Source organism: Variovorax sp. W1I1 (assembly GCF_030815625.1).
Taxonomy (GTDB): domain Bacteria; phylum Pseudomonadota; class Gammaproteobacteria; order Burkholderiales; family Burkholderiaceae_C; genus Variovorax; species Variovorax paradoxus_C.
On sequence record NZ_JAUSWZ010000001.1, the window covers coordinates 1,571,970 to 1,596,411 of the forward strand.

Here is a 24,442-nt window from a genome sequence, read left to right on the forward strand (position 1 = left end):
TAAAGAAGCACGCGCAATGGCCACCGCCGCTCCCGCTTACATAGCGCACGCACCGCTCGAGGGTTCCGCCCGCGTGTGGGGCACGATCGCGCTGTCTGCGGCAACCTTCATGAACGTGCTCGATTCGTCGATCGCGAACGTGTCGTTGCCTGCCATCTCGGGCGACCTGGGCGTGAGCACCACGCAGGGCACCTGGGTCATCACCAGCTTCGCGGTGGCCAACGCCATCGCGGTGCCGCTCACGGGTTTCATGACCCAGCGCTTCGGCCAGGTGCGCCTGTTCATGGCGAGCGTGATCCTGTTCATGATCAGCTCGCTCCTGTGCGGCCTCGCGCCGAACATGACCACGCTCATCCTGTTCCGCGCGCTCCAGGGCTTCGTTGCCGGTCCGATGATTCCCCTGTCGCAGACGCTGCTCTTGTCCAGCTATCCGAAGGCCAAGGCGGGCCTCGCGATGGCGATGTGGTCGATGACCACGCTGGTCGCGCCGGTGATGGGGCCGCTCCTGGGCGGCTGGATCACCGACAACATCTCGTGGCCGTGGATCTTCTACATCAACATCCCCGTGGGCATCGTTGCGGCTTCCATCACCTGGGCGCTCTATCGCAAGCGCGAGAGCAACACGCACAAGGTGCCCATCGACGCCATCGGCCTTGCGCTGCTGGTGCTGTGGGTGGGTTCGATGCAGCTCATGCTCGACAAGGGCAAGGAACTCGACTGGTTCCACTCGCCGCAGATCGTCACGATGGCGGTGGTGGCCGTGGTCGGCTTCGCGTTCTTCCTGATCTGGGAGCTGACCGACAAGCACCCGGTGGTCGACCTGTCGCTCTTCAAGCGCCGCAACTTCTGGTCGGGCGCCGTGGCGACGGCCGTGGCCTACGGCCTCTTCTTCGGCAACGTGGTGCTGCTGCCGCTGTGGCTGCAGCAGTGGATGGGCTACACCGCGACGCAGGCGGGGATGATCATGGCGCCGGTGGGACTGCTGGCGATCTTCTTCTCGCCGGTGGTCGGGCTCACCGTGTCCAAGATCGATCCGCGCCGCTATGCCACGTTCTCGTTCCTGGTGTTCGCGCTGGTGCTGTGGATGCGGTCGAACTTCAACACGCAGGCCGACTTCGTCACCATCATCATTCCGACGGTGATCCAGGGCATCGCGATGGCGTTCTTCTTCATTCCGCTGGTGACGATCACGCTGTCGGGCCTCACGCCCGACCGCATTCCGGCCGCCTCGGGGTTGTCGAATTTCCTGCGGATCACGGCCGGTGCCATGGGCACCTCGCTCACCACCACGCTGTGGGACAACCGCGCGACGCTGCACCACGCGCAGCTTGCCGAGACCATCAACCAGGGCAACAACGCGGCCACCGCTGCGATGTCCGGGCTCACCGGCAGCGGCCTCAGCACCGAGCAGGTGATGGGACAGATCAACCGCATCGTCGACCAGCAGGCCTACATGCTCGCGACGAACGACATCTTCTATGCGTCGGCGATCCTGTTCCTGTTGCTGATTCCGCTGGTGTGGCTCGCCAAGCCGCAGAAGGGCGGCGCTGGGGGCGACGCCGCGGCCGGCGCGCACTGACAACACACGCGGTAGTCACCCCGTCACCCGTGATCACCATCACCCCCAGGCTCCTTCGGGACCCTGGGGGTTTTTACTTGCCCAGCGCTTTCAGCACGTCGTAGCAGGCGCCCATCGTGTGGTAATCGGTCTTGCCCGCCGGGCTTTTTTCGTCGCTGATCTTCTGGTTCTGCGGCGTGAGGATGCGGTACCACGCGCCGTGCGTGTGGTCGATGAAGTGCTCCCACGCGTACGCCCAGATGCTGTCGTACCAGTTCCAGTAGCTCGCATCGCCGGTGCGCACCGCAAGCAGGGCGGCAGCCGCGAAGCTCTCGGCCTGCACCCAGAAATACTTGTCGCCGTCGTACATCGCGCCGTCGGGCGCAAAGCCGTAGACCAGTCCGCCGTTGTCCGCATCCCAGCCGCGGAACATCGCGGTGTCGAAGAAGTGACGGGCGCGCGGCACGATCCAGTCGGCCTCGGTGCCTTGCGCATTCAAGAGGCGTTCCAGTTGCAGCAGCAGCTTGGCCCACTCGGTCAGGTGGCCGGTCTGGAAACCCCAGGGCTTGAAGATGTCGCTGCGGTCGCCGCGGTTGAAGTCCCAGTCGACCGACCAGTCGGTGCGGTAGTGCTCCCACACCAGCCCGTCGGCCAGCGCGGCCTGCCGGCCCGTCACGGCCTCGGCGAGTGCGAGCGCGCGGTCGAGGTAGCGCGCCTCGTGCGTGGCCTCGAAGGCCGCCATCATCGCTTCGCAGGCGTGCATGTTGGCGTTCTGGCCGCGGTAGGGCGACACGCGCCAGTCGGCCGTGGCTTCGTCGGCATACAGCTGGTGGCGCGGTTCCCAGAAGTGCTGCTCCATCAGGTCCCACGCATGTTCAAGTCCTTTGCGCGCCTCGCTCACGCCGGCCATCAGCGCGTGTGCGTGCGCGAGCAGCACGAAAGCCAGACCGTAGCAATGCTGCGTGCCGTCCAGCACCGTGGCGCGGCCGTCGTGCCAGTCGATCTGCCATGCGTAGCCGCCGCCGGGCAGCGCATGCGCGTGTTGCAGGAAGGCGAGGCCGTGCCGCACAGCGTCGAGGTCCGCGGCGTTGCCGAAGCGGCGGTACGCGTTCGCGTGGTTGAACACGAAGCGCGTGCTGCTCACCAGGTGGCGCGTGCGGCGGTCGTAGACCGTGCCGTCGTCCTTGAAGAAATGAAAGAAGCCGCCCGAAGGATCGATGTCGCGCGGTTCGTAGAAGGTCAGCGTGTGCCGGATGTGGTCTAGCAGGAATTCGGGTGAGCGGAAATCTGGCATGGGCAAAGAGGTGTGAGTGTCGCGAGCGGCGCCATTGTCAACGCGACGACAGTTGGTGATCGTGCATAACTTCCCCGTCTTGCGCAGGTTGCACTGCAGCATAGGCATTTGCCCCAGTATGCAAGTGCGGGTCGCCCACCAACAATCGGTCCGCGCTCATGGTGGCGCGCCAAGATGGACCGCATGACCGACTTCTTTTTTCCGAACCCGGGCGACCTCGCGAGATGAGCGACGTCATCCTCGAAACACGCCAGCTCACCAAGGAATTCAAGGGGTTCACCGCGGTCAGCAAGGTCAACCTCTCGGTGGTGCGCGGCTCGATCCACGCACTCATCGGCCCCAACGGCGCCGGCAAGACGACCTGCTTCAACCTGCTCACCAAGTTCCTGGAGCCGACCACGGGCACGATCCTGTTCAACGGGCAGGACATCACCGGCGAGCGCCCCGCGCAGATCGCACGGCGCGGCATCATCCGCTCGTTCCAGATCTCGGCCGTGTTCCCGCACCTGACGCTGCTGGAGAACGTGCGCCTCGGCCTGCAGCGGCGCCTGGGCACTTCGTACCACTTCTGGAAGAGCGAGAAGTCGCTCAAGCCCCTGGATGCCAGAGCCCGCGAGCTGCTGGCTGAAGTCGGCCTCGAAGAACTCGCGGACGAGCAGACCGTGAACCTGCCTTACGGCCGGAAGCGCGCGCTGGAGATCGCCACCACGCTGGCGATGGAGCCCGAGTTGATGCTGCTGGACGAACCCACGCAGGGCATGGGCCACGAAGACGTGCACCGCGTGGCCGAGCTCATCAAGCGCGTGTCGGCCGGACGCACCATCCTCATGGTCGAACACAACATGAGCGTGGTCTCCACGATTGCCGACACCATCACCGTGCTGCAACGCGGCGCCGTGCTGGCCGAGGGCCCCTACGCCGAAGTCTCGAAGAACCCGCAGGTCATGGAGGCCTACATGGGCACGACGGACGGCGAAATGCAGGGGGGCTCACTGACATGACCGCTGCATTGGAGATCAAGGGCCTCCAAGCCTGGTACGGCGAATCGCATGTGCTGCATGGCGTGGACATGGTCGTGCAGCCCGGCGAAGTGGTCACGCTGCTGGGCCGCAACGGCGCGGGCCGCACCACCACGCTGCGCGCCATCATGGGCCTGACCGGTGCGCGCAAGGGCAGCATCGAGGTCAACGGCAAGGAAACGATCGCGATGCCGACGCACCGCATCGCCCACCTCGGCATCGGCTACTGCCCGGAAGAGCGCGGCATCTTCGCGAGCCTCTCGTGCGAAGAAAACCTGCTGCTGCCGCCCGAACTCAAGGGCGCGGGTCCGGGCATGTCGGTCGAAGAGATCTACGCGATGTTCCCCAACCTGGCCGAGCGCCGCCACAGCCAGGGCACGCGCCTGTCGGGCGGCGAGCAGCAGATGCTGGCGGTCGCGCGCATCCTGCGCACCGGTGCCAAGCTGCTCTTGCTCGACGAGATTTCCGAAGGCCTCGCGCCCGTCATCGTGCAGGCGCTGGCCCGCATGATCACCACGCTGCGCGCCAAGGGCTACACCATCGTGATGGTGGAGCAGAACTTCCGCTTCGCCGCGCCGCTGGCCGACCGCTTCTACGTGATGGAGCACGGCCGCATCGTGGAGAAGTTCGGCGCCGCCGAACTCGAAGCCAAGATGCCGGTGCTCACCGAGCTGCTCGGCGTCTGACCCCCATTCGAACAAACACCCCCCAGATTTTTCAGGAGACAAACATCATGAACAAGAAACTCGGCCTCATCGCCACCGCCGTCGCTGTACTCGCCATGGGCGCGGGCGCCGCACAAGCTCAAGAAAAAGTGAAGATCGGTTTCGTCACCGACCTGTCGAGCCTGTACGCCGACCTCGAAGGCAAGGGCGGCGCCACCGCCATCCAGATGGCCATCGACGACTTCGGCGGCAAGGTGCTGGGCCAACCCATCGAACTGCTGGTTGCAGACCACCAGAACAAGGCCGACATCGCCGCCTCCAAGGCCCGCGAGTGGGTCGACACGGCCGGCGTGACCATGATCTTCGGCGGCACCAACTCGGGCACCGCGCTCGCGACCGCCAAGGTGGCCGAAGAGAAGAAGCGCGTGTACTTCAACAACGGCGCCGGCAGCTCGGTGCTCACCAACGAGCAGTGCTCGCCCTACACCGTGCACTACGCCTACGACACCGTGGCGCTGGCCAAGGGCACCGGCGCGGCGGTCGTGGACCGTGGCGGCAAGAGCTGGTTCTTCCTGACGGCCGACTACGCCTTCGGCCACGCGCTGGAAGCTGACACCACCAAGGTGGTGAAGGAAAAGGGCGGCACGGTGGTGGGCGCGGTGCGCCATCCGCTGAACGCATCGGACTTCTCCTCTTTCCTGCTGCAGGCGCAGAACTCCAAGGCGCAGATCCTGGGCCTGGCGAACGCGGGCGGCGACACCATCAACGCGATCAAGGCGTCGAAGGAATTCGGCATCAACAAGACCATGAAGACCGCGGGCCTGCTGGTCTTTTTGAGCGACATCCACAGCCTGGGCCTGAAGAACACCGAGGGCCTGCTGCACACCACCAGCTGGTACTGGGACCTGAACGACGACACGCGCAAGTTCGCCAACCGCTTCTTCGAGAAGACCAAGCGCATGCCCACCGACGTGCAGGCCGCCGACTACTCGGCCACGACCACCTACCTGAAGGCCGTGGCCGCCGCCAAGACCACCGATTCCGACAAGGTCATGGCGCAGCTCAAGAGCATGAAGATCGACGACTTCTACGGCAAGGGCCAGATCCGCGCCGACGGCAGCTTCATCCACGACATGTACCTGGTCGAAGCGAAGTCGCCCGCTGAATCGAAGAAGCCGTGGGACTACCTGAAGGTGCTGAAGGTGCTGCCGGGTGACCAGGTCTTCACCACGAAGGCCGAAACGAAATGCGCCGCCTGGAAATAACGCAGTAGCGCGCTGACGCCTTTCGCGATTCACCCACCGAAGTCAACGAGGACCCTCCCATGAAACGCACGCTCATCGCTTCCGCCTGCCTGCTGGCCACCTGTCTCGTGGCCGCGGGCGCTGCCCAGGCGCAGGACAAGGTCAAGATCGGTTTCATCACCGACATGTCGAGCCTCTATGCGGACGTGGAGGGCAAGAACGGCGCGCTCGCGATCCAGATGGCCATCGACGACTTCGGCGGCAAGGTCAACGGCATGCCGATCGAGCTCTTGTCGGCCGACCACCAGAACAAGGCCGACATCGCCGCATCGAAGGCGCGCGAGTGGATCGACACGCAGGGCCTGACGATGCTGTTCGGCGGCACGAGTTCGGGCACCGGTCTCGCGATGGCGAAGGTGGCGCAGGAGAAGAAGCGCGTCTTCATCGTGAACGGCGCGGGCAGCTCGGCGCTCACCAACGAGCAGTGCTCGCCCTACACCGTGCACTACGCCTACGACACCGTGGCGCTCGCCAAGGGCACCGGCAGCGCGGTGATCGCGCGCGGCGACAAGAGCTGGTATTTTCTCACCGCCGACTACGCCTTCGGCCAGGCCCTGGAAGCCGATGCCTCCAAGGTCGTGAAGGAAAAGGGCGGCACCGTGGTGGGCAGCGTGAAGCATCCGCTCAACACATCGGACTTCTCTTCGTTCCTGCTGCAGGCGCAGAACTCCAAGGCGCAGGTGCTCGCGCTCGCCAATGCCGGCGGCGACACCATCAATTCGATCAAGGCGGCCAAGGAATTCGGCATCACCAAGTCGATGAAGATGGTGGGCCTGCTGGTGTTCGTGACCGACGTGCACAGCCTGGGCCTGAAGAACACCGAAGGCCTCCTGCTCACCACCAGCTGGGACTGGAATCTCGACGACAAGACGCGCGCCTTCGGCAAGCGCTTCTTCGAGAAGACCAAGCGCATGCCCACCGACATCCAGGCGGCCGACTACTCGGCCACCATGACGTATCTCAAGGCCGTGCAGGCCGCCAAGACGGTCGATGCCGACAAGGTGATGGAGACGCTCAAGTCCACGCCCATCGACGACTTCTATGCCAAGGGCAACATCCGCGCCGACGGCCGCTTCGTGCACGACATGTACCTGGTGCAGGTGAAGTCGCCGGCCGAATCCAAGCAGCCTTGGGATTACTACAAGGTGGTCCAGAAGCTCAAGGGCGAAGAAGTCTTCACGACCAAGGCCGAGAGCAAGTGCGCCCTCTGGAAGTGATCTCCCGCGGGCGCCTTTGCGGCGCCCGGGTTCGTTGAAACGCTTATGAACATTTCCCTCCCCGCCTTGTTGAGCCAGCTCCTTCTGGGGCTGGTCAACGGCTCGTTCTACGCCATCCTGAGTCTCGGGCTGGCGGTGATCTTCGGTTTGCTCAACGTCATCAACTTCGCGCACGGCGCGCTGTTCATGCTGGGGGCCGTCCTGACCTGGATGGCCATGGAGTATTTCGGCATCAACTACTGGGTGATGCTGATCGCGGCGCCCATCCTCATCGGCCTCTTCGGCGTGGTGATCGAGCGGTTGCTGCTGCGCTGGATCTACAAGCTCGACCATCTCTACGGCCTGCTGCTCACGCTGGGCCTCACGCTCTTGATCGAAGGCGTGTTCCGCTCGGTCTACGGCGTCTCGGGCCTGCCGTACGACGCACCCGACGCGCTCTCGAGCGCCACCGACCTCGGCTTCATGGTGCTGCCCAACTACCGCGCCTGGGTGGTCGTCGCCTCGCTGGTGATCTGCTTTGCGACCTGGTACGTGATCGAGAAGACGCGCCTGGGTGCGTATCTGCGCGCCGGCACCGAGAACCCGCGCCTGGTGGAAGCCTTCGGCGTCAACGTGCCGCTGATGATCACGCTGACCTACGCCTTCGGCTGCGCGCTCGCGGCCTTCGCGGGCGTGCTGGCCGCACCGGTGATGCAGGTCTCACCGCTGATGGGGCAGAACCTCATCATCGTGGTGTTCGCGGTGGTCGTGATCGGCGGCATGGGCTCGATCATGGGCGCCATCCTCACGGGCCTGGGCCTCGGCGTGATCGAAGGGCTCACCAAGGTTTTCTATCCGGAAGCATCGTCTACGGTTGTGTTCGTGATCATGGTCATCGTGCTGCTCATCCGCCCCGCCGGCCTGTTCGGCAAAGAGAAATAAGGCGGACGGCATGAACATGAAAAAGATATCCACCGTCGTCTACGCGCTGCTGCTGGTTGCGCTCATCGCCGCGCCGTTCTTCGGCGCCTACCCGGTGTTCGTGATGAAGCTCATGTGCTTCGCGCTGTTCGCCGCGGCCTTCAACCTGCTCCTGGGTTTCACGGGTCTGCTGTCCTTCGGGCATGCGGCCTTCCTGGGCGGCTCCGCGTATGTGGCGGGCCATGCGATCAAGGTCTGGGGGCTCACCCCGGAACTCGGCCTCATCGCCGGCACCTTGAGCGGCGCCTTCCTCGGCTGGATCTTCGGCATCCTGGCCATCCGCCGGCAGGGCATCTACTTCGCGATGATCACGCTGGCGCTCGCGCAGATGATGTTCTTCGTTGCGCTGCAGGCCAAGTTCACCGGCGGCGAGGACGGCCTGCAGGGTGTGCCGCGCGGCAAGCTCTTCGGCGTCATCGATCTGTCGAACGACCTCACGATGTACTACGTCGCGCTGGTTGTGGTGGTGCTGGCCTTCCTCTTGATCGTGCGCACCATCCACTCGCCATTCGGGCAGGTGCTGAAGGGCATCAAGGAGAACGAGCCGCGCGCGCTCTCGCTGGGCTACGACGTGAGCCGCTTCAAGCTGCTGGCGTTCGTGATCTCGGCCGCGCTCTCGGGTTTGGCCGGCTCGCTCAAGACACTGGTGCTGGGCTTCGCCACGCTGTCGGACGTGCACTGGACCGCGTCGGGCCAGGTCATCCTGATGACGCTCGTCGGCGGCCTGGGCACGCTCTCGGGTCCGCTGGTCGGCTCGGCCGTGGTGGTGCTGCTGGAGAACAAGATCGGCGAACTCGGCAACTTCCTCGCACGCATCACGACGGTGGACTGGTTCAACACGCTGGGCGAGTCGGTGACCATGGTCACGGGCCTGATCTTCGTGATCTGCGTGCTGGCGTTCCGCAAGGGGATCATGGGCGAGATCATTGCGTTCATCGACCGGCGACGCGCGAAGTAGCGGCACCGGGCAACTGACCCGTCCTGAATTGCGTTGACACCCAAATAGCCGGCCTCAGCCGACCACGGACGCCCGATGCACAGCATCGGGCGTTTGCATTTTGAGCGACAGATGGGGCCGCTCGTGGTTGTAGATATGCACGGACTCGGCCACCAGTCGTCTGGCCTGAGCCAGGTCAGCTGGCTGGCTCAGCAGGAATTCGGTCTTGAGGATGCCATTGATGCGCTCGGCCAGTGCGTTCTGGTAGCAGTCGTAGCCGTCGGTCATCGAGCACTTCAGGCCATGGCGGCGATGCAGCGCCTGATAGTAGTTCGAGCAGTATTGGATGCCGCGATCAGAGTGATGCACGAGTTGCTCGCGCGTCTTTCGCTCGCGCAGCGCCATCTTCAGGGCCCGCGCCACCTCCTCCGTCTGCAGGCTGGCATGGACGTGCCAGCCCACGATCTTGCGGGAATGCGCGTCGGTGACCAAGCTGAGGTAGACCACCTTGTCGACCGTGGGCAGGTACGTGATGTCGGCCACCCACAGCTGCTCGCTGCGCGTGACGCGAATCTGCGTAGGCCCCGCTTTGACCAGGTTCGGGTGGCGGCGAAAGCGATGATGGCTGTCCGTCGTCTTGTGGTACGCCCGGCGGTTCGCCACAAGCAGGCGCGCGTTGCGCAGCACGTCGAACATCGCATCACGCCCCAATTCGATGCCTTGGCGCTGCAACGGCTCACGCAGCAGGTAGTGCAGCTTGCGCGTACCCAGTCTCGGCTGGCGCATGCGCTGTTCCTTGACCAACTGCACCACCGCTTCGGCGCGTTCGTGGCGCCGGGTGGCCCTGTGCTGGCCCTGGTAGTACGCCTGACGGCTGATGCCCATGTGGTGGCAGGCCCGCGTCACGCTCAGCCCTTGGACGAGGCCTTGCGCGAGGACTTGCCCGAAGGCTTTTTTACGACACGCACGCCGTGATCCTTCTTCAGGACCTCCAGCACCGCTTCGAACAACCGGGCCTTCTCCTGCGCCATGGCCAGTTGCGTTTCCAATTCCTTGATCCGCTGTTCTGGCGTCCGTGCAATGGCTGTCTTGTCGATCGGCATAGCCGCCGATGATGCCGCACGACCCCACCCCTGGCGACCGTGCTTGCGCAGCCAGTTCAACACTGTCGAGTTGCCCTGGATCCCATAGCGACTCTGCGCTTGGCCCCAGGTCAGCTCCCCTTTTTCCACTTGCTCGACGACAGCCAATTTGAAGGCCATCGTGTAGTCACGCTGAGTTCTCTTGACGCCTGTGCCCATTGCGCTTTTTCCTTTCACTGATGAAAGGTGTCAACGCTGGGCAGGACGGGTCAAACGCCAAAAAAAGGGAGCTTTTCGAAGCTCCCTTTTTTATTGCCATTGATCAGCAGTTGCCTTTTTTCGCCTGGCCGGGCGGGCAGAAATCGCCCCGGTCGCGGTCATGCCCGCGATGGCCATGGCCGCGGTCGTCGCGATCGTGCCGCCGAGGGCCGTCGTCCCAGTCGCGGCGGGCCTCGCGACGGGCCTCGCGGCGCCGCCAATCGCCTTCGGTCCAGCGCCAGCCGCCACGGTCTTCGACCCAGCGGCCCGGGGCGTAGGCATAGCCTGCCCGCGCGGGCCGCCAGTCGCCGCGTCGCCACGCATACGCGCGGCCGTCCCAGGCCCAGCGGCCCGGCACCCAGACATAGCCGCCGCGCGGTGGCGGTGGTGCCTCGTAGCGTGGAGGTGGCGGCGCCACCATGACCAACCCGGGAACGTTGATGTTCACCGAGACCTGTGCGTTCGCGCCAAGAGGCGCGGCCAGCAATGCAAAAGCGCTGGCCAGGCCGAGCGCGGCGAATCGAATCTTCATGGATCCTCCAGTTTTCGTGGGTGTGCAAACCGCCAACGCATGCGGGGCACCGCCGGTTGTCAGGCCTTGTGCCAGTACCCGGTGGCCTGCGCATGCACATGGAACAGAAACTACAGTCGCAGCGGCGCAGCGTATCCCGTCATCTCCAGATAGCCCCGACCCACGCGCTTCCCCTGTGCATCGAGCAGATCGCTGAGCCCTTCCCAGTACACGCCGCCGGTCGAACCCCGGCTGTCCAGCTCCTGGTCGTCGAGCAGGGCGCGCACCTCGAAGTTGCCAGAGGGCGTCTGCACGCGCCATTGCGTCGGGTACTTCGCCTGCGTGCGCGGACTGCTCCAGGCGTTGAGGCTCTCGAAACGCACTTCGTCGTTCCTGAAGACGCGCAGCGCTCCGTCGCGCGTGCGGAACGAGCCGCCACCCCACAGAGCGCTGCCGTCCTTCCGTCGCAAATGAAAGGCGGTGAGCGCGCTGCCGTCGTCGAGGTTCATGCCGATCCAGTCCCAGCCCACGGCCTCGGGGTGCATCAGCGCCTCGCTCCATTCGTGGTCGAGCCATGCAGTCCCGGCAACTTCGAAGGCCTGGCCCTTGAGCGTGAGCTTGCCTTGCGTTTGGAGCTGCGGCTCGCTGTAGTAGTAGCTCGCCTGGGCTTCGTCGGGCCCCTTGCGCGAGAGACCTGCGTTGCCTTGCAGCAGCACCGGCTGCGTCGGCACGAAGCGCAGGTCGAGTGCGAACTCGCCGGCCGGAATGCGCGCCGAATAACCGCCGTCCTTGCGCACCAGCGACCAGTCGCGCAGCCGCACCTCGGTGTCGGCCTCGCTGGCCGATGCGACGCCGAAGCCCGCGCGGGCGATGCGCTGGTCATGCAGCAGCACGCGGCCTTCGAGGTCGGTGACGGCCGCATGCGCGAACACCAGGTTCTTCGCGGCAAAGGCCGAGCGCATGTTCTGCGTCGCGTCGATGCGCGAGCGGAAGAAGGTCACCTGAAAGCCGAACTCGCGCCCCGCTGCGTTCTTCGCGTGGCCGGTGATGTACCACCACTCGGTTTGCAGGTCGGGATGGCTGCCGAAGTCGCGCGGGAACTCCAGCGTGCGCAGAGGCAATGCCCAGCTCGCAGCAGGCGCCGCGGCCAGCACGGCAAGCAGCAGGCTGCGCCGCGAGAGCCCGAAAGAACCGAAGGAAGAGGGAGGCATCACCCCGCCACCAGCGCATCGATGCGCTGCTGCGCAGGCCCGATGTCGCCGAACGCGTTCTTCACCCAGGCCGCATCGTGGTAGCTGGGCAGGTAGCGCTCGCCCGAATCGCACAGCAGCGACAGGATCGAGCCTTGCCGCCCGGCCGCGCGCATTTCATCGGCCACGGCCAGCATGCCGATGAAGTTGGTGCCCGTCGACGGACCCACCTTGCGCCCGAGCAGCGCCGAGAGCGCATGCATCGCCGCCACCGAATCGAGATTGCGCACTTCGATCATGCGATCGACCAGCGTGCGGATGAAGCTCGGCTCCACGCGCGGCCGCCCGATGCCTTCGATGCGCGAGCCGACAGCCGTCAGCGTGGCGTCGCCCGTGCGGTGATAGGCCGAGAACACCGAGCCCTCGGGGTCGGGCACGCACACCTGCGTGTCGTGGCAGCGGTAGCGCAGGTACCGGCCGATGGTGGCGCTGGTGCCGCCGGTGCCCGCGCCCACCACGATCCATTCCGGTATCGGATGCCGCTCGCGCGCCATCTGCTGGAACATGCTCTCGGCGATGTTGTTGTTGCCGCGCCAGTCGGTCGCGCGCTCGGCGTAGGTGAACTGGTCCATGTAGTGGCCGCCGGTGCGCTCGGCCAGCGCGCGGGCTTCCTCGTACACCTGTGCCGCATGGTCGACGAAGTGGCAGCTTGCGCCGTAGAAGGCGATCTGCGCGACCTTCTCGGGCGAGGTGCTGCGCGGCATCACCGCAATGAAGGGCAGGCCCAGCAGCCGCGCGAAGTAGGCCTCGCTCACCGCCGTCGAACCGCTGGAAGCCTCCACGATGGTCGTGCCCTCGCGCACCCAGCCGTTGCACAGCGCGTAGAGAAAGAGCGAACGCGCGAGCCGGTGTTTCAGGCTGCCGGTCGGGTGGGTGGATTCGTCCTTCAGGTACAGGTCGATGCCCGCTGCCGCGAGGGCGGGCAGGGGGAGCGGGATGAGGTGCGTGTCGGCGCTGCGCTGGTAGTCGGCTTCGATGCGGCGGATGGCACTGCCGAGCCAGCCGCTGCAGGAAGGAGATGTGGGGGTGGGCTGCATAGCGCGCCAGTCTACAAGTCATGCCTTGTAACCGGGCCACCGGTGGAAATCGGGATACTGTGCGTTGCCATCCACAAGGCAGGAGACGAGACACATGAAAAGAACGAGCCCGCGCCTCGCCGCGCGACGCATGCCCAACCATCGGCTTTCCCTCATCGGCGCACTTGCCGCCATCGCACTCGCAGGTTGTGCGTCCGGTCCTTCGGTCAGCGACACACCAGACCGCCCCTCTTCATCCTTCGCCGTCCCCGGCCTCGAGAAACCCGCCGAGGTGCTGGTCGACCGCTGGGGCGTGCCACACCTGTACGCCGGCACGCTCTACGACGCCTTCGTGGCGCAGGGCTTCATCGCCGCGCGCGACCGGCTCTGGCAGATGGACCTGTGGCGCAAGCGCGGCCTCGGTGAAATGGCGAAAGACTTTGGCCCCGCCTGGGTCGAGAGCGACCGCGCCGCGCGCGCCGTGCTCTACCGCGGCGACATGTACCGAGAGTGGCTTGCCTACGGATCGGATGCCAAGCGCGTGGCCGAAGCCTTCACCGCCGGCGTCAACGCCTACGTCGCGCAGGTGCGCGCACAGCCCGCGCTGCTGCCGACCGAGTTCGCGCTGCTGGGCTACCAGCCGGCGACGTGGTCGCCCGAGGACGTGGTGCGCATCCGCCACCACGGGCTCACGCTCAATTTCACTTCCGAGGTCGACCGCGCACGCGCCTTCTGCGCCGGCGGCCCGGGCGTCAAGGCCGACTGGCTGCGCCGCGAACTCGATCCGCCGGTCACGCCCAAGGTGCCCGTGGGGTTCGATCCCTGCACGATCCCCGCAGCGGAACTGCGCGCGGCGTACCTGCGGGCGACCGATTCGCCGCGCTTCACCAAGGAGAACACGCGGGTCGGCTTGAACACGGGCGCGGCCGCCGCGCCGGTGGCGCTGTTGCCCGGCAGCGCCGAGTCCATCGCCGCAAAGGCCGAGCAGGACGAGGCGCAACAACAAGCCCTGCAGGGCGACCCCACGGGCGCCTACGGCAGCAACAACTGGGTCATCTCGCCGAAGCTCACGTCCACGGGCCGGCCGATCCTCGCGAACGATCCGCACCGCTCGCACGGCGCGCCGAGCCTGCGCTACATGACGCACCTGAGCGCGCCCGGCATGGACGCCATCGGCGCGGGCGAGCCCTTTCTGCCGGGCCTGTCGATCGGCCACAACGGCACCATCGCCTTCGGCCTCACGCGCTTCTACATGGACCAGGAAGACCTGTACGTGTACCAGCTCAACCCGAAGAACCCCAACGAGTACCGCTACCAGGGCCGATGGGAGCCGATGATGCGCGTGACCGAGCGCATCGCGGTACGCGGCGAGAGTTCGCCGCGCGAGGTGGTCAACACCTTCACGCGCCACGGGCCTGTGCTGCTTTCCGAGCCCGGCAAGCGGCGCGCGTATGCATTGCGCGCTGCCTGGCTGGAGCCCGGCATGGCGCCGTACTTCGGTTCGATGGACTACATGCGCGCGCGCAACTGGGACCAGTTCCGCGCCGCGATGAACCGCTGGGGCGCGCCGGGCGAAAACCAGGTGTACGCCGACAGCAGCGGCAACGTCGGCTGGATTCCGGGCGGGCTCACGCCGATCAGGCCCAACTGGGATGGCCTCATGCCCGTGCCGGGCGACGGCCGCTACGAGTGGTCGGGCTTTCGCAATGGCGACGAACTGCCTTCGGAGTTCAACCCCGCGCGCGGCTACGTGGTGACCGCGAACGAGAACAACATCCCGCCCGATCATCCGGCCGCGAAGAAAGGCATCGGCTACGAGTGGAGCGATGCGGCCCGCGCGCTTCGTTTGAAAGAGCTGTTCGCCGCGAAGGTGGCGGCGGGTTCGCGCTTCACCATCGAGGACTCCGAGCGCATGCAGAACGACATCGTCGCGACGCCCGCGCAGCGCCTCTTGAAGCTGCTGGCGGGCCTGCGCAGCGACGACGCGCAAACGGCCGCCGGCCTGCGCCTGCTGCAAAACTGGGACGGCACGATGGACCGCGACAGCGCCGCGGCCGCGCTCTACGAGGTGTGGAGCGGCAAGACCCTGCGCGCGGCCGTGCTCAAGGCCGGCGCGGGCGAGGTGGGGGCCACGTTGGCTGCGCCCGGTGACAACACGCGCATGGTGCTGCTGCTCGAAAACCCGTTCGGCTGGGTCTCCGATGCGCAGCGCGACGCCTTGCTGCTGCAGACGCTGCCGCCCGCGATGCAGGAGCTCACCGCCAAGCTCGGACCCGACATGACGGCCTGGAAGTGGGGCACGCTGCACCGCGCGGAGTTCCGCCATCCGCTGGCCGGCGTGGTCGATGCCGCCACGCGCAAGAAGCTCGACGTGGGTGACTGGCCGATGTCGGGCTCCAGCTTCACGCCGATGGCCGCGACCTACCGGACCAGCGACTACAAGCTGACCTCGGGCGCGTCGTTCCGCATGGTGCTCGACGTCGGCAATTGGGACGCCTCGCGCGTCATCAACACGCCGGGCCAGTCGGGCAACCCGGACAGCCCGAACTACCGCGACCTTGCGCCGCTGTGGCTCGAAGGCAAGTACGTGCCGCTGGTCTACAGCCGCGGGGCGGTGGAGAAGGAAACGGTCGAACGCATCCAGCTCACGCCCGCAAAATAAGCGGCATGACCCTCGACGAACTCAACCGGAAATTTGCCGAAGTCCCCGCGCGCCACAAGGAGGTCTCGATCATCGCGAGCATGGATGACGAGCCCGCCCGGCCCAGCCGGCGTCTGATGGACATCGCTCTCAAGGCGGTTTCGGTGGCGATCGATGTGGCACTGCCCATCTACGAAGGTCGCGCGTCGAGGGAGCCGCATTGGTTCGACACCTGGCCTGGCGAGCACTACCGCCTACTCGCCGCGCTGGTGCGCACGCTGAAGCCGAAGACGGTGATCGAGATCGGCACCTTCACCGGCATGGGCACGCTGGCGCTCGCACAGGAACTGCAGCCGTCGGGCACGCTGACCACCTTCGATCTGCTGGCGTGGAACAGCTTCGCCGACACCTGGCTCGCACCTGCGGATTTCTCAGAAGGCCGCGTGCGTCAGGTGCTGCATGACATCTCCACGCCCGGCGGCATCGAGCCGCATCGCGCGCTGTTCGAGTCGGCCGACTTGATCTTTGTCGATGGGCCGAAGGACGGGCGGACCGAAGCGGACATCCTCGTCAACCTGAGCACGTTGAATCTGTCGCGCGATGCCGTGGTCGTGTTCGACGACATTCGAGTGGTGAACATGATCGACATCTGGCGCCGCGTCGCGCAGCCCAAGATGGACCTCACTTCCTTCGGCCACTGGAGCGGCACCGGCCTGATCGACTGGAACGGAACGTCCGATCTCTGAGCCGTGAAAGAGGAGGGGCTACCAGTCCTCTTTCACCGCCAGCACCACATCCTTGCCCGCGGCAGCCCGCCCCGCGAGCCACGCGGTGACGGTGCCGGCCACGACCACCGCGCCGCAGAGCGCGATCAACCGCGCCCACGGCACGAGCAGATCCATCGTCCAGTGGAAACTCTGCGGGTTCACCACCTTCACGAGCACCACCGACACCGCGAGGCCGAGCACCAGCCCGGCCACGGCGCCGATGGCGGTCCACGCCGCGCCTTCGCCCGCCACCACCGCCAGCACCTGCCGCCGCGTGAAGCCGAGGTGCGCGAGCAGCCCGAATTCCTTTCGCCGCGCAAGCACCTGCGCGCTGAAGCTTGCGGCGATGCCGAAGAGGCCGATGGCGATGGCCACGGCCTGCAGCCAATAAGTCACCGCGAAGCTGCGGTCGAAGATGCGCAGCGATGTCGCTCTGATCTGCCCGACCGAGGCGATCTCGACCGAATCGGGTGACCCGTCTGCCTGGCGCGCCGCAAGCGCGCGCACGGCGGTCTGCGTTTCGCCTTCTGATGCGCCCGGTGCGAGCCACAGCGAGATGTCGCTCACGTCGCGCTGGCCGGTGATGCGCTCGTAGTCGCGCGCATCCATCGTGATCGCGCCGAACTGCCGCGCGTAGTCGCGCCACACGCCGGCCACGAAATAGGTGTGCGTGGCTTTCGTCGGGAGCGCGCTGGCCGACAGCGCGACGGCCAGCGGCGCGAAGGCCGTGCCCGGCCTCGCGCCGTAGAGCTCAACCATCGGCTCGCTCACGTAGATGCCGATCTGCCCCGAGGGCACGGGCAATGCCGATCCCAGCAGCGGCAGCGATTGCGACGCGCTGCCTTCCAGGCTGCGCGCGATCAGCGTCACGGCCGGCTGCGACGGATCGAGCTGCAGCGACTGCGTGCGCAGCGTGCCGGTGCGCGCGACGCCGGGCAGTTGCGCCAGCGCCTGCACGAACGCGGGCGGAAAGGTCGCGGTGTCGGTGCTGTTCGTGCCGCCGCTGTTGCCGCCGCGGCCGCCCGAGGTGGCGCGCACGTACAGGTCGGCCGGCAGCACCACGTCGAGCCAGTGCGTCACCGAATCGCGAAAGCTCGCGACCATCACCGTGAGCGCGACCGCGAGGCTCAGGCTCGCGACCACGCCGCTCACCGCTACGGCCGCCGTGCCGCGCATGCGCCGCGCGCGCTCGATGGCGAGCATCGGCAGCACGCGCTCGGCGAACGCGGGCGCGATGCGGTCGTACAGCAATGCGATCAGCCAGGGCAGGGCGGTGATGCCGCCCACCAGCAGACACGCAACCGAGAGATACGCCGCCACCGGAATGCCGCCGATGGCCGGAATGTTCGCCAGCGCCGCGCTGAGCGCGATCAGCCCGAGCGCGAGCCAATGGCTGCGGCTCTGCGTGGGCGCGGCGCCCAGGCCCTTGAGCGTCTGCGCCTCGGGCAGCGCCTGTGCGGCGCGCGCGGGCCACCAGCCGCCCACCAGCGCGGCCGCCACGCCGAGTCCGCCGTACAGCAACGCCGCGCCGCCGCTCCAATGCAGCTTGGGCGCGACGCCTTCGAAGTACCCACCGCCCAGGTCGCCGCCCAGCACCCGCAGCGCGAAGGCCGCGAGCGCGGTGCCGAGCGCCAGGCCCGCGCCGCTGCCGATCACGCCCAGCACTAGCGATTCGGCCAGCACCAGCCGCAGCCGTTCGCGCGGCGTGAGGCCGAGCACGCCGAGCAGCGCGAACTGCTGAGCCCGCTTGGCGACGCTGAGCGCGAGCACCGAGAACACCAGAAACGCCCCTGTGAACAGCGCCACCAGCGCCAGCACCGTGAGGTTGACGCGGTAGGCGCGCGACAGGTTGCTCACGCGCTCGGCCGCATCGCCGGGCTCCGCGAACTGCACGCCCGCGGGCCAGCCAGGGGACTTCTGCAGCGCATCGATGAAGGCTGCGCGGTCGGTGCCTGGCGCGAGCCGCAGGTCGATGCGGCTCAGGCGCCCGACCTGGTCGAACAGGTCCTGCGCGGCCGCGATGTCCATCACCGCGAGCGCCGTGCCGCTGGCGGCGACGTGGCCTGCCACGCCGAGGCGGTGCCATGTGGCGCCGCTGCGCAATTGCACCGTCTCGGTGGTGTCGCCGCCGGCTTGCGCGGGCAGGCCGAGCACGCTGCGCGCTGCGGCGTTGAGGAAGACATGACCCGGCGCGAAGAGCGCGAAGCGGTCCGCTCCGGCCGCGGGCTGCGGCATCAGCGCGGGCGCGATGGTCGGGAGCACCAATGCATCGACGCCGATCACGCGCATCGGCACTTGCCGTTCGCCGCTGGCGAGGGCCAGGCCCTGAAATTCGAGCACCGGGCTCGCGAGCGTCACCTGCGGATGCTGCGCCAGTTGCGCGAACACGGCTTCGTCGAAGCCGCCTTGCACCGCGCGCACTTCGAGATCCGGCTGGCCGTTGACAGATCGCACCGCGCTGGAGAACTCATCGAGCGCCGAGGCGTTGATGAGCTGCACCGAAAACGCAAGCGCCACGCCCAGCATCACGGCCAGCACGGCCGCCGCGTTGCGCCAGGGGTGGTGGCGCAGTTCCTGCCAGGAGAAGGTGGTGAGCAATGCACGCATTCAGCGATTGTGGCCGCGGGATGCCTTTGTTACATCGGCGTGGCACGATGGCGCCTCTTTCGATGACGCCCCGAGGAATTCGACGATGCGGCTCCTGCCCTCAGCCTTGTCCATAGACATGTTCCCGGTGGTGCGCCGCCGCTGGTTCGCGGCCTGGCTTCTTGCCCCGCTGCTGGCCGGCAGCGCCGCTGCCCAGCTCCAGCCGCCGCAGCAACAACAGCAGCAACCGCTGTCCCTCGCGAGCGACCCGGCCGTGCTGGCCAAGGCGGCGCTCGGGGCCGAACGCGGAACGCTGGTCATCGGCCTCTTGCGCAACGGCAAGGCCTCGTATGGCGCGGCCTACAACCCCGAGCCGCTTTCGCCCCCGCGCCCCATCGAGGCCAACAGCGCGGAGCAGCCGATGTTCGAGATCGGCTCTGTCACCAAGGTCTTTACGGGCTTGCTGCTCGCACAGGCGGTGGAGCGCGGCGACCTGAAGCTGGACGACACCGTGGGCAAGGTGCTCGCAGGCAAGGTCCAGGGCGTGCCGCCCGCGGCCGCCGCGGTGACGCTGAAGCAGCTCGTCACCCACACGGGCTGCATGCCCGTGATGGCCGATGGCGTGACAGGCGGTGCGCCGCTGGCCGAGCAGTTGCGCACTTTCGACAGGCCGATGTTCTGGGCCGCGCTCTCGCGCATCAAGCTCACCGCGCCCGCGGCGCCGTGCGAAGCCGCGTACAGCAACTTCGGCATGGCGCTGCTCGGGCAAATTCTGGCCGAGCGCTACAACACCTCGTGGGGCGAGCTGGTGCGCGCGCGCATCACCGAGCCGCTGGGCATGAACGACACCGTGATCCCGCTCGGCGACAAGGCCTCGCGCATGGCCCCGGCCTTCGCCGGCGACCGCCGCCAGCCCCTGCTGGACATGATCGCCTACGCGCCGGCCAGCGCGCTGCGCTCGACGGCGGCCGACATGATGACCTTCAGCCGCGCCGTCCTCGCCGGTGCGAGCGGCCCGCTGGGCCCGGCCGCCGCACGCATGCTCACGCCGCTCGCGCACTACGAGGGCGCCGAGATCGGCTATGCGGTGATGGTGCGCGGCCCCGAGGGCGGACGCCGCACTTATTGGCACGCGGGCCTCACCGAGGGCTACCGCACGCTGTGGCTGATCGCGCCGGACACCGGCGAAGCGCTCATCGTGCTCAGCAGCAACGCGCGCGCGCCGCTGCAGCCGGTGATGCTGGCGATCGGCAAGAGCCGCTATCCGGTGTCGACGACCGAAGTGCCGGTCGATCCGAAGCGGCTGGAGGACTACAAGGGCGAGTACCGCATCAGCAAGACGAAGGCGCTGGGCTTCACGGTGCGCAACGGGCGGCTGCTGGTGCGGGAGACGGGGCGGGGCTACAACGCGCTCGTGCCTACAGGCCCCGATCGTTTCGCGGTGGCGACGATCGGTGCGCAGATCGTGTTCCAGCGCGGTGAAGGCAATGTGGTGGTGGGGGTGACGCTGGCGCAGGGGGGCAGCCAGCTTGAGGGGCGGCGCGTAGGAGCGGCGGTCGACGCACCTCAGGAGTGATGCATGCGCGCTTGAGTCAGGCTGGCGCGGAGCTTGTTCACGATCGGACCGAAACCGAAACCGAAACCGAAACCGAAACCGCGACCGGCATTCACCACGAGTGGCGGGAGCCCGCTTCCAAGGCCTGCAAAAGCATCGGGCGACTCTTTCTGCTTAGGCACTAACCCCACACGGCCCCAGCCTCGTGCTGCCTACACTGCGGGGCGTTTCCGGAAGGTGCCATGCGGTCGTCGCATGGCAGACAACAAAGCAGAAGACAAAAAGGCAGGTCTGCCCATGAATGGCGATTGCAGGGGATCTTCGGGTCGTCAGATCCACAGCGGGCCGTGCGAGGCGTTCATGCGATGAGCGAACAGACCCTGCTGCACTTGTGGGATGACGGCTTCATCTACATCACGCCGGCCATCCAGTCGGGCTTGACCGCCCGTCCGGCGTTGACATTGCTCGCATCGATCAGCGGGCATCCATTCACCCTGGAAGCGCGCGACGGTACGCGCGCGCATTGCGCTGCGGCGGTGGTGGCGCCGGACGTTCCGCGGCGGCTCGACGCCGATGGCTGCGGACTCATCTCGATCAATCTCGATCCGGCATCGAGCACCTACCGCATGTTTTCAGCGTGGATGGGCGGACGTGGCATCGTGCCGCTCGACGCGCGTGTGTTCGGTGTCTTGCGAGAGGGCTTCGAGCCGGCACTGCACGGCGTGCTCTGCGATGCGCAGCTGCGGTCGCTCAGCCATTGCATGGTGGACGCGGTCACCGGATCGACCGCTCTTTCGAAGCAGATGGATCCGCGCATCGAACGCCTGCTGCAGCTGATCCGCACGAATCCGAGCTTGCTGCAGCGCGAAGACCTGTCCGCGATGGCCTGTCTGTCGCGCGGGCGCCTGAGTCATCTGTTTCGCGAGCAAGTCGGCTTGTCGGTCAAGCGCTACCTGCTGTGGAGCAAGCTGCGGCGTTCCAGCGTGCAACTGGCCGACGGCCAGCCGCTGACGCACATCGCGCTGGCCAGCGGCTTTTCGGATGCGGCGCACATGAGCCGCACATTCCGCGATTCATTCGGCCTGCAGCCTTCGTTCCTGGTGCGGCAGGTGAAGGTGGTGACGGACGGCCACACGCCCGACGCCTGGCGTTCACTGGCCGGCGCGGCCTAGCGCCCAGAGGCCGCCCCCCGGGTTCAGGCGGGGGTGACCGGACCTGAATTCAGCACCTTCGTTCAAGTCAGCAAGGACCTTGCTGACTAGTCTCCACGCGTGCCCAGAGAGGCATCCAAGCGCAACTGGAGACAAGTGAGAACTCGCATGAAATTTCGTTTTCCGACTGGCGGCATGTTGATCGCGGGTGTCGGCATCGTCACCGCCGTCCTGGTGCTCTGGCTGCTGTTTGCCGACCAGGGCAATGCAGAGGCAAGCACCGCGGCACAGCACAACGGCCCCGCATCGACCAGCGCGCAAACGGCGGCACAGGCAGGCGTCGTGCTTGCGCAGCGGTCTGCCGGGTACAAGCCGTTCGCACCGGGCGCCTCGCCCTATCTCTTGTCGGCCGGTCCTCTGGAACGTGGCCTCGACATCGACCAGCTCAAGCGCGACCTTGCCGGCAGTGGCAAGGACCTCGAAGAAGAGCTCGATCGCCTCGTCAAGCTGGCGCGCTTTCGCGACCGGATGAACGTTCTCGCCGAAGTGCTTCCCAGCCTGAGCGACGAAGAGCGGCGGCAGGAGTCCTACGAGGTTCTGCACCAATTGCCCGAGCATGTGGCCAAGGGCGAGATTCTTCCGCGCGAAGCCCTGGTCACCACCACGGCGCTGCTCCAGATCGGAGAGTCGGACCCGGTGGTGCGCGACGAACTCACCAAGCGCCTGACGGCTTCGCTGCAGGCGCATGCCAGGCAGCTCGTGGGACCCGAGCCCATCACTGAATCCCGCTTCCAGAGCTATGCACAGGAGCGCGACCGAATGGTCAGCGAAGTGCAGTCCTCGGTTGCCGACCCCGAGGCGCGGCAAGCGGCGATGGCGCAGCGCGAGTTCGAGATCCGCCAGCGCCACTACTGATCGACCGATCGATTCGACCCCATCCACAACGAAGGAGACACGCAACCATGCACCGAACAAGAACACTCTGGAGGTTGGCGGCCGCGCTGGCCTTCATGCTTTCGATGGCCACCATCGCCACCACCACCGGCGCCGCGCCGGCCGCAGCCCCGACGGCCCAGAAGAGCAGGGCCGAGGCGCAAGCGTTCATCGACGAGTCGACGGCCAAGTACAACGATGCGCTCAAGTCCAGCTACAAGCCGGGGCAGGCCGTCGTGCCCGCGTCCGGTCCGGTGTGGACCGCCGACCTGGACACCTGGGTGGAGTACACGTTTCCAGCCAGCTCGGGCGCGTCCTGCCTGAACGGAACGCCCTATCGGATGTACTACAAGATCGCCTCCGAGGCGAGCATGCGCGACAAGGTGCTGGTCGACTTCGAAGGCGGCGGCGCGTGCTGGGATTTCGAGTCGTGCAAGCCGGGCGCCAAGCTCGGCGCATCCAATCCGGATGGCCTGCCGTCGGGCTACATCCAGGGCGACGGCATTCTGACCAAGACGGCAACCGCTCTCACCTCGCCGGTGCTGGACGGCAATACATTCCTGGCCGATGCGGCCGCGTATTTCATCTTCGGGCGAGGCTCGGGCACGCTGGACGGCCGAAGCTGGACGAATTTTCTGAAGCTCACTTCGCAGCCGCAGACGCAGCGATGGACCAAGCTGGTGTTTCCGTACTGCACCGGCGACGTCAACGCGGGTGCGAGCTTCAGGGTGCTCGAGGACCCGAGCAATCCGCAGAACAGCAAGAAGGTCAACTTCAACGGCCTGAACAACGTGCGGGCTGCGATGGAGTTCCTGCGCAAGAACAAATTTGCCGAGAGCCTGTCGGGCAAGAAATCGATCCAGCAACTGCTGGTCTATGGCGTCAGCGCAGGCGGCTATTCGTCGTTGGCCAACTACCCGATGATCCGGGAGGCCCTGGCGGGCGAAAAGACGCGGGCCGCGATGTTCAGCGATGCCAGCCCGATCCTTCCGGGGGCGGTCTACCAACCCGATGAAGAAATCCTGGCGAGCGATCTCGACAAGACGCCCGCGGTGAAGTTCTGGCAGAAGGTCACCCACGCGTGGGGATGGTTCCAGAAGCCCACGGCCGCCGATGCCAATACGCCCGGCCACCCGGAATACGCAGGGCAAGCCGAGGGATTGATCGCGCGCTGGGAGAAGGCCACCGGTGAGAAGGTCGAGCTCTTGAAGAGCCGTGGCGGCGACACCGGCAACCTCAACAAGGTGCTTTCCAGACGGTATGCCGAAGACCGCTTCGGCCTGAGCAGTTTCCAGCAGGACCTGGTCATCCCCGGTTTCGCCTTCGGCGGTGGGCAGAACGCCGAAGTCGCCGGACTGACAGGCAGCGCCTTGCGCGATGCGAACCTGAAGCTCTTCACCAAGGAAATGGATCTGGTGCGCGCCAACCTCGGCCCGCTTCCCAACTATGGGTACTACATGCCGTGGTCTCGCTATCTGGTCCTCGGCAGCCATGGGGTGACACCACTCACGTTCGCGGGCACGGATATCTCGCGTGCAGGGAACCTGCGCGACGACGGTGGACGAATCGCACCCGAGTTCAACGGCGACGTAGGTTTCTTCCTGAGCAACCTCATCAGCGCACAGAGCCCCCAGAGCTTTCCGGTGTTGAAGGAAGTCGGGGCTCCCGGGGAGTCGTTCAGCGGCGGCAGCTTGCTGGGCACGGTCCTGAGCTGGTTCCACGCCTTCGGTTGAGTCCA

Annotated in this window: 19 protein-coding genes; 13 read left to right on the top strand and 6 right to left on the bottom strand. The window is 66.5% G+C overall.

What is annotated here, in order from left to right:
- Positions 1–16: 16 nt before the first annotated feature.
- Positions 17–1,579 carry a DHA2 family efflux MFS transporter permease subunit gene (locus QFZ83_RS07380; RefSeq protein WP_013542393.1) on the top strand — a complete coding sequence of 521 codons (1,563 nt, stop codon included), beginning with the start codon at positions 17–19 and terminating at the stop codon, positions 1,577–1,579.
- Between the two features lie 73 nt (positions 1,580–1,652).
- Here QFZ83_RS07380 and QFZ83_RS07385 read toward each other — a convergent pair whose 3' ends face one another.
- A complete protein-coding gene (locus QFZ83_RS07385; protein ID WP_307504437.1) occupies positions 1,653–2,852 on the bottom strand; it encodes an AGE family epimerase/isomerase in 1,200 nt (399 codons plus the stop codon).
- Positions 2,853–3,076: 224 nt separating this feature from the next.
- On the opposite strand from QFZ83_RS07385, the gene QFZ83_RS07390 reads away from it, so the two are divergent.
- The 6 genes from QFZ83_RS07390 to QFZ83_RS07415 all read left to right on the top strand — a co-directional run bounded on the left by QFZ83_RS07390 (position 3,077) and on the right by QFZ83_RS07415 (position 8,975).
- Positions 3,077–3,853, top strand: a complete 777-nt coding sequence (locus QFZ83_RS07390; RefSeq protein ID WP_307504440.1) for an ABC transporter ATP-binding protein — start codon at positions 3,077–3,079, stop codon at positions 3,851–3,853.
- Positions 3,850–4,557, top strand: coding sequence for an ABC transporter ATP-binding protein (locus QFZ83_RS07395; protein WP_013542390.1), 708 nt, complete (start codon positions 3,850–3,852; stop codon positions 4,555–4,557). The genes QFZ83_RS07390 and QFZ83_RS07395 overlap by 4 nt, the downstream gene beginning before the upstream one ends.
- Before the next feature lie 95 nt (positions 4,558–4,652).
- Positions 4,653–5,801: an ABC transporter substrate-binding protein gene (locus QFZ83_RS07400; RefSeq protein WP_306879042.1), complete on the top strand. Its 1,149-nt coding sequence runs from the start codon at positions 4,653–4,655 to the stop codon at positions 5,799–5,801.
- Between the two features lie 59 nt (positions 5,802–5,860).
- Positions 5,861–7,057, top strand: a complete 1,197-nt coding sequence (locus tag QFZ83_RS07405) for an ABC transporter substrate-binding protein (RefSeq protein ID WP_307504441.1) — start codon at positions 5,861–5,863, stop codon at positions 7,055–7,057.
- A 45-nt stretch (positions 7,058–7,102) separates the two neighbouring features.
- Positions 7,103–7,978: a branched-chain amino acid ABC transporter permease gene (locus tag QFZ83_RS07410; RefSeq protein ID WP_042581796.1), complete on the top strand. Its 876-nt coding sequence runs from the start codon at positions 7,103–7,105 to the stop codon at positions 7,976–7,978.
- A 10-nt stretch (positions 7,979–7,988) separates the two neighbouring features.
- Positions 7,989–8,975 carry a branched-chain amino acid ABC transporter permease gene (locus tag QFZ83_RS07415; RefSeq protein WP_306878818.1) on the top strand — a complete coding sequence of 329 codons (987 nt, stop codon included), beginning with the start codon at positions 7,989–7,991 and terminating at the stop codon, positions 8,973–8,975.
- A 54-nt stretch (positions 8,976–9,029) separates the two neighbouring features.
- Here QFZ83_RS07415 and QFZ83_RS07420 read toward each other — a convergent pair.
- The 4 genes from QFZ83_RS07420 to QFZ83_RS07435 all read right to left on the bottom strand — a co-directional run bounded on the left by QFZ83_RS07420 (position 9,030) and on the right by QFZ83_RS07435 (position 13,092).
- Positions 9,030–10,255 (bottom strand): IS3 family transposase gene (locus QFZ83_RS07420; RefSeq protein WP_373457494.1). Its coding sequence is split into 2 segments (ribosomal slippage): positions 9,030–9,913 and positions 9,913–10,255, totalling 1,227 coding nucleotides; the frame shifts between segments, so codons are not numbered across the junction.
- Positions 10,256–10,358: 103 nt separating this feature from the next.
- On the bottom strand, positions 10,359–10,826 hold the full coding sequence (locus QFZ83_RS07425) for a hypothetical protein (RefSeq protein WP_307504450.1): 468 nt from the start codon (positions 10,824–10,826) through the stop codon (positions 10,359–10,361).
- 110 nt (positions 10,827–10,936) lie between these two features.
- Entirely contained in the window at positions 10,937–12,016 is a 1,080-nt protein-coding gene (locus QFZ83_RS07430) for a carotenoid 1,2-hydratase (RefSeq protein ID WP_307504453.1), read from the bottom strand.
- On the bottom strand, positions 12,016–13,092 hold the full coding sequence (locus QFZ83_RS07435) for a PLP-dependent cysteine synthase family protein (protein ID WP_307504456.1): 1,077 nt from the start codon (positions 13,090–13,092) through the stop codon (positions 12,016–12,018). Before QFZ83_RS07435 ends, QFZ83_RS07430 begins: the two co-directional genes overlap by 1 nt.
- A 94-nt stretch (positions 13,093–13,186) precedes the next feature.
- On the opposite strand from QFZ83_RS07435, the gene QFZ83_RS07440 reads away from it, so the two are divergent.
- Together QFZ83_RS07440 and QFZ83_RS07445 are read left to right on the top strand one after the other, a co-directional pair.
- Positions 13,187–15,733, top strand: coding sequence for a penicillin acylase family protein (locus QFZ83_RS07440; RefSeq protein WP_307504459.1), 2,547 nt, complete (start codon positions 13,187–13,189; stop codon positions 15,731–15,733).
- Between the two features lie 5 nt (positions 15,734–15,738).
- The gene (locus tag QFZ83_RS07445; protein ID WP_307504462.1) at positions 15,739–16,458 is read left to right on the top strand and encodes an O-methyltransferase; all 720 of its coding nucleotides are present in this window, start codon (positions 15,739–15,741) and stop codon (positions 16,456–16,458) included.
- Positions 16,459–16,476: 18 nt separating this feature from the next.
- Here QFZ83_RS07445 and QFZ83_RS07450 read toward each other — a convergent pair whose 3' ends face one another.
- The gene (locus QFZ83_RS07450; protein ID WP_307504465.1) at positions 16,477–19,086 is read right to left on the bottom strand and encodes an FtsX-like permease family protein; all 2,610 of its coding nucleotides are present in this window, start codon (positions 19,084–19,086) and stop codon (positions 16,477–16,479) included.
- Between the two features lie 85 nt (positions 19,087–19,171).
- On the opposite strand from QFZ83_RS07450, the gene QFZ83_RS07455 reads away from it, so the two are divergent.
- The 4 genes from QFZ83_RS07455 to QFZ83_RS07470 all read left to right on the top strand — a co-directional run bounded on the left by QFZ83_RS07455 (position 19,172) and on the right by QFZ83_RS07470 (position 24,437).
- A complete protein-coding gene (locus QFZ83_RS07455) occupies positions 19,172–20,641 on the top strand; it encodes a serine hydrolase (RefSeq protein ID WP_307504467.1) in 1,470 nt (489 codons plus the stop codon).
- A gap of 344 nt (positions 20,642–20,985) precedes the next feature.
- Positions 20,986–21,792 (top strand): AraC family transcriptional regulator, encoded by an 807-nt coding sequence (locus QFZ83_RS07460; protein ID WP_307504469.1) that lies wholly within the window; start codon positions 20,986–20,988, stop codon positions 21,790–21,792.
- Positions 21,793–21,939: 147 nt separating this feature from the next.
- Positions 21,940–22,686, top strand: coding sequence for a hypothetical protein (locus QFZ83_RS07465; RefSeq protein WP_307504472.1), 747 nt, complete (start codon positions 21,940–21,942; stop codon positions 22,684–22,686).
- A gap of 47 nt (positions 22,687–22,733) precedes the next feature.
- Positions 22,734–24,437, top strand: coding sequence for a hypothetical protein (locus QFZ83_RS07470; protein ID WP_307504475.1), 1,704 nt, complete (start codon positions 22,734–22,736; stop codon positions 24,435–24,437).
- The last annotated feature ends 5 nt before the right edge of the window (positions 24,438–24,442 follow it).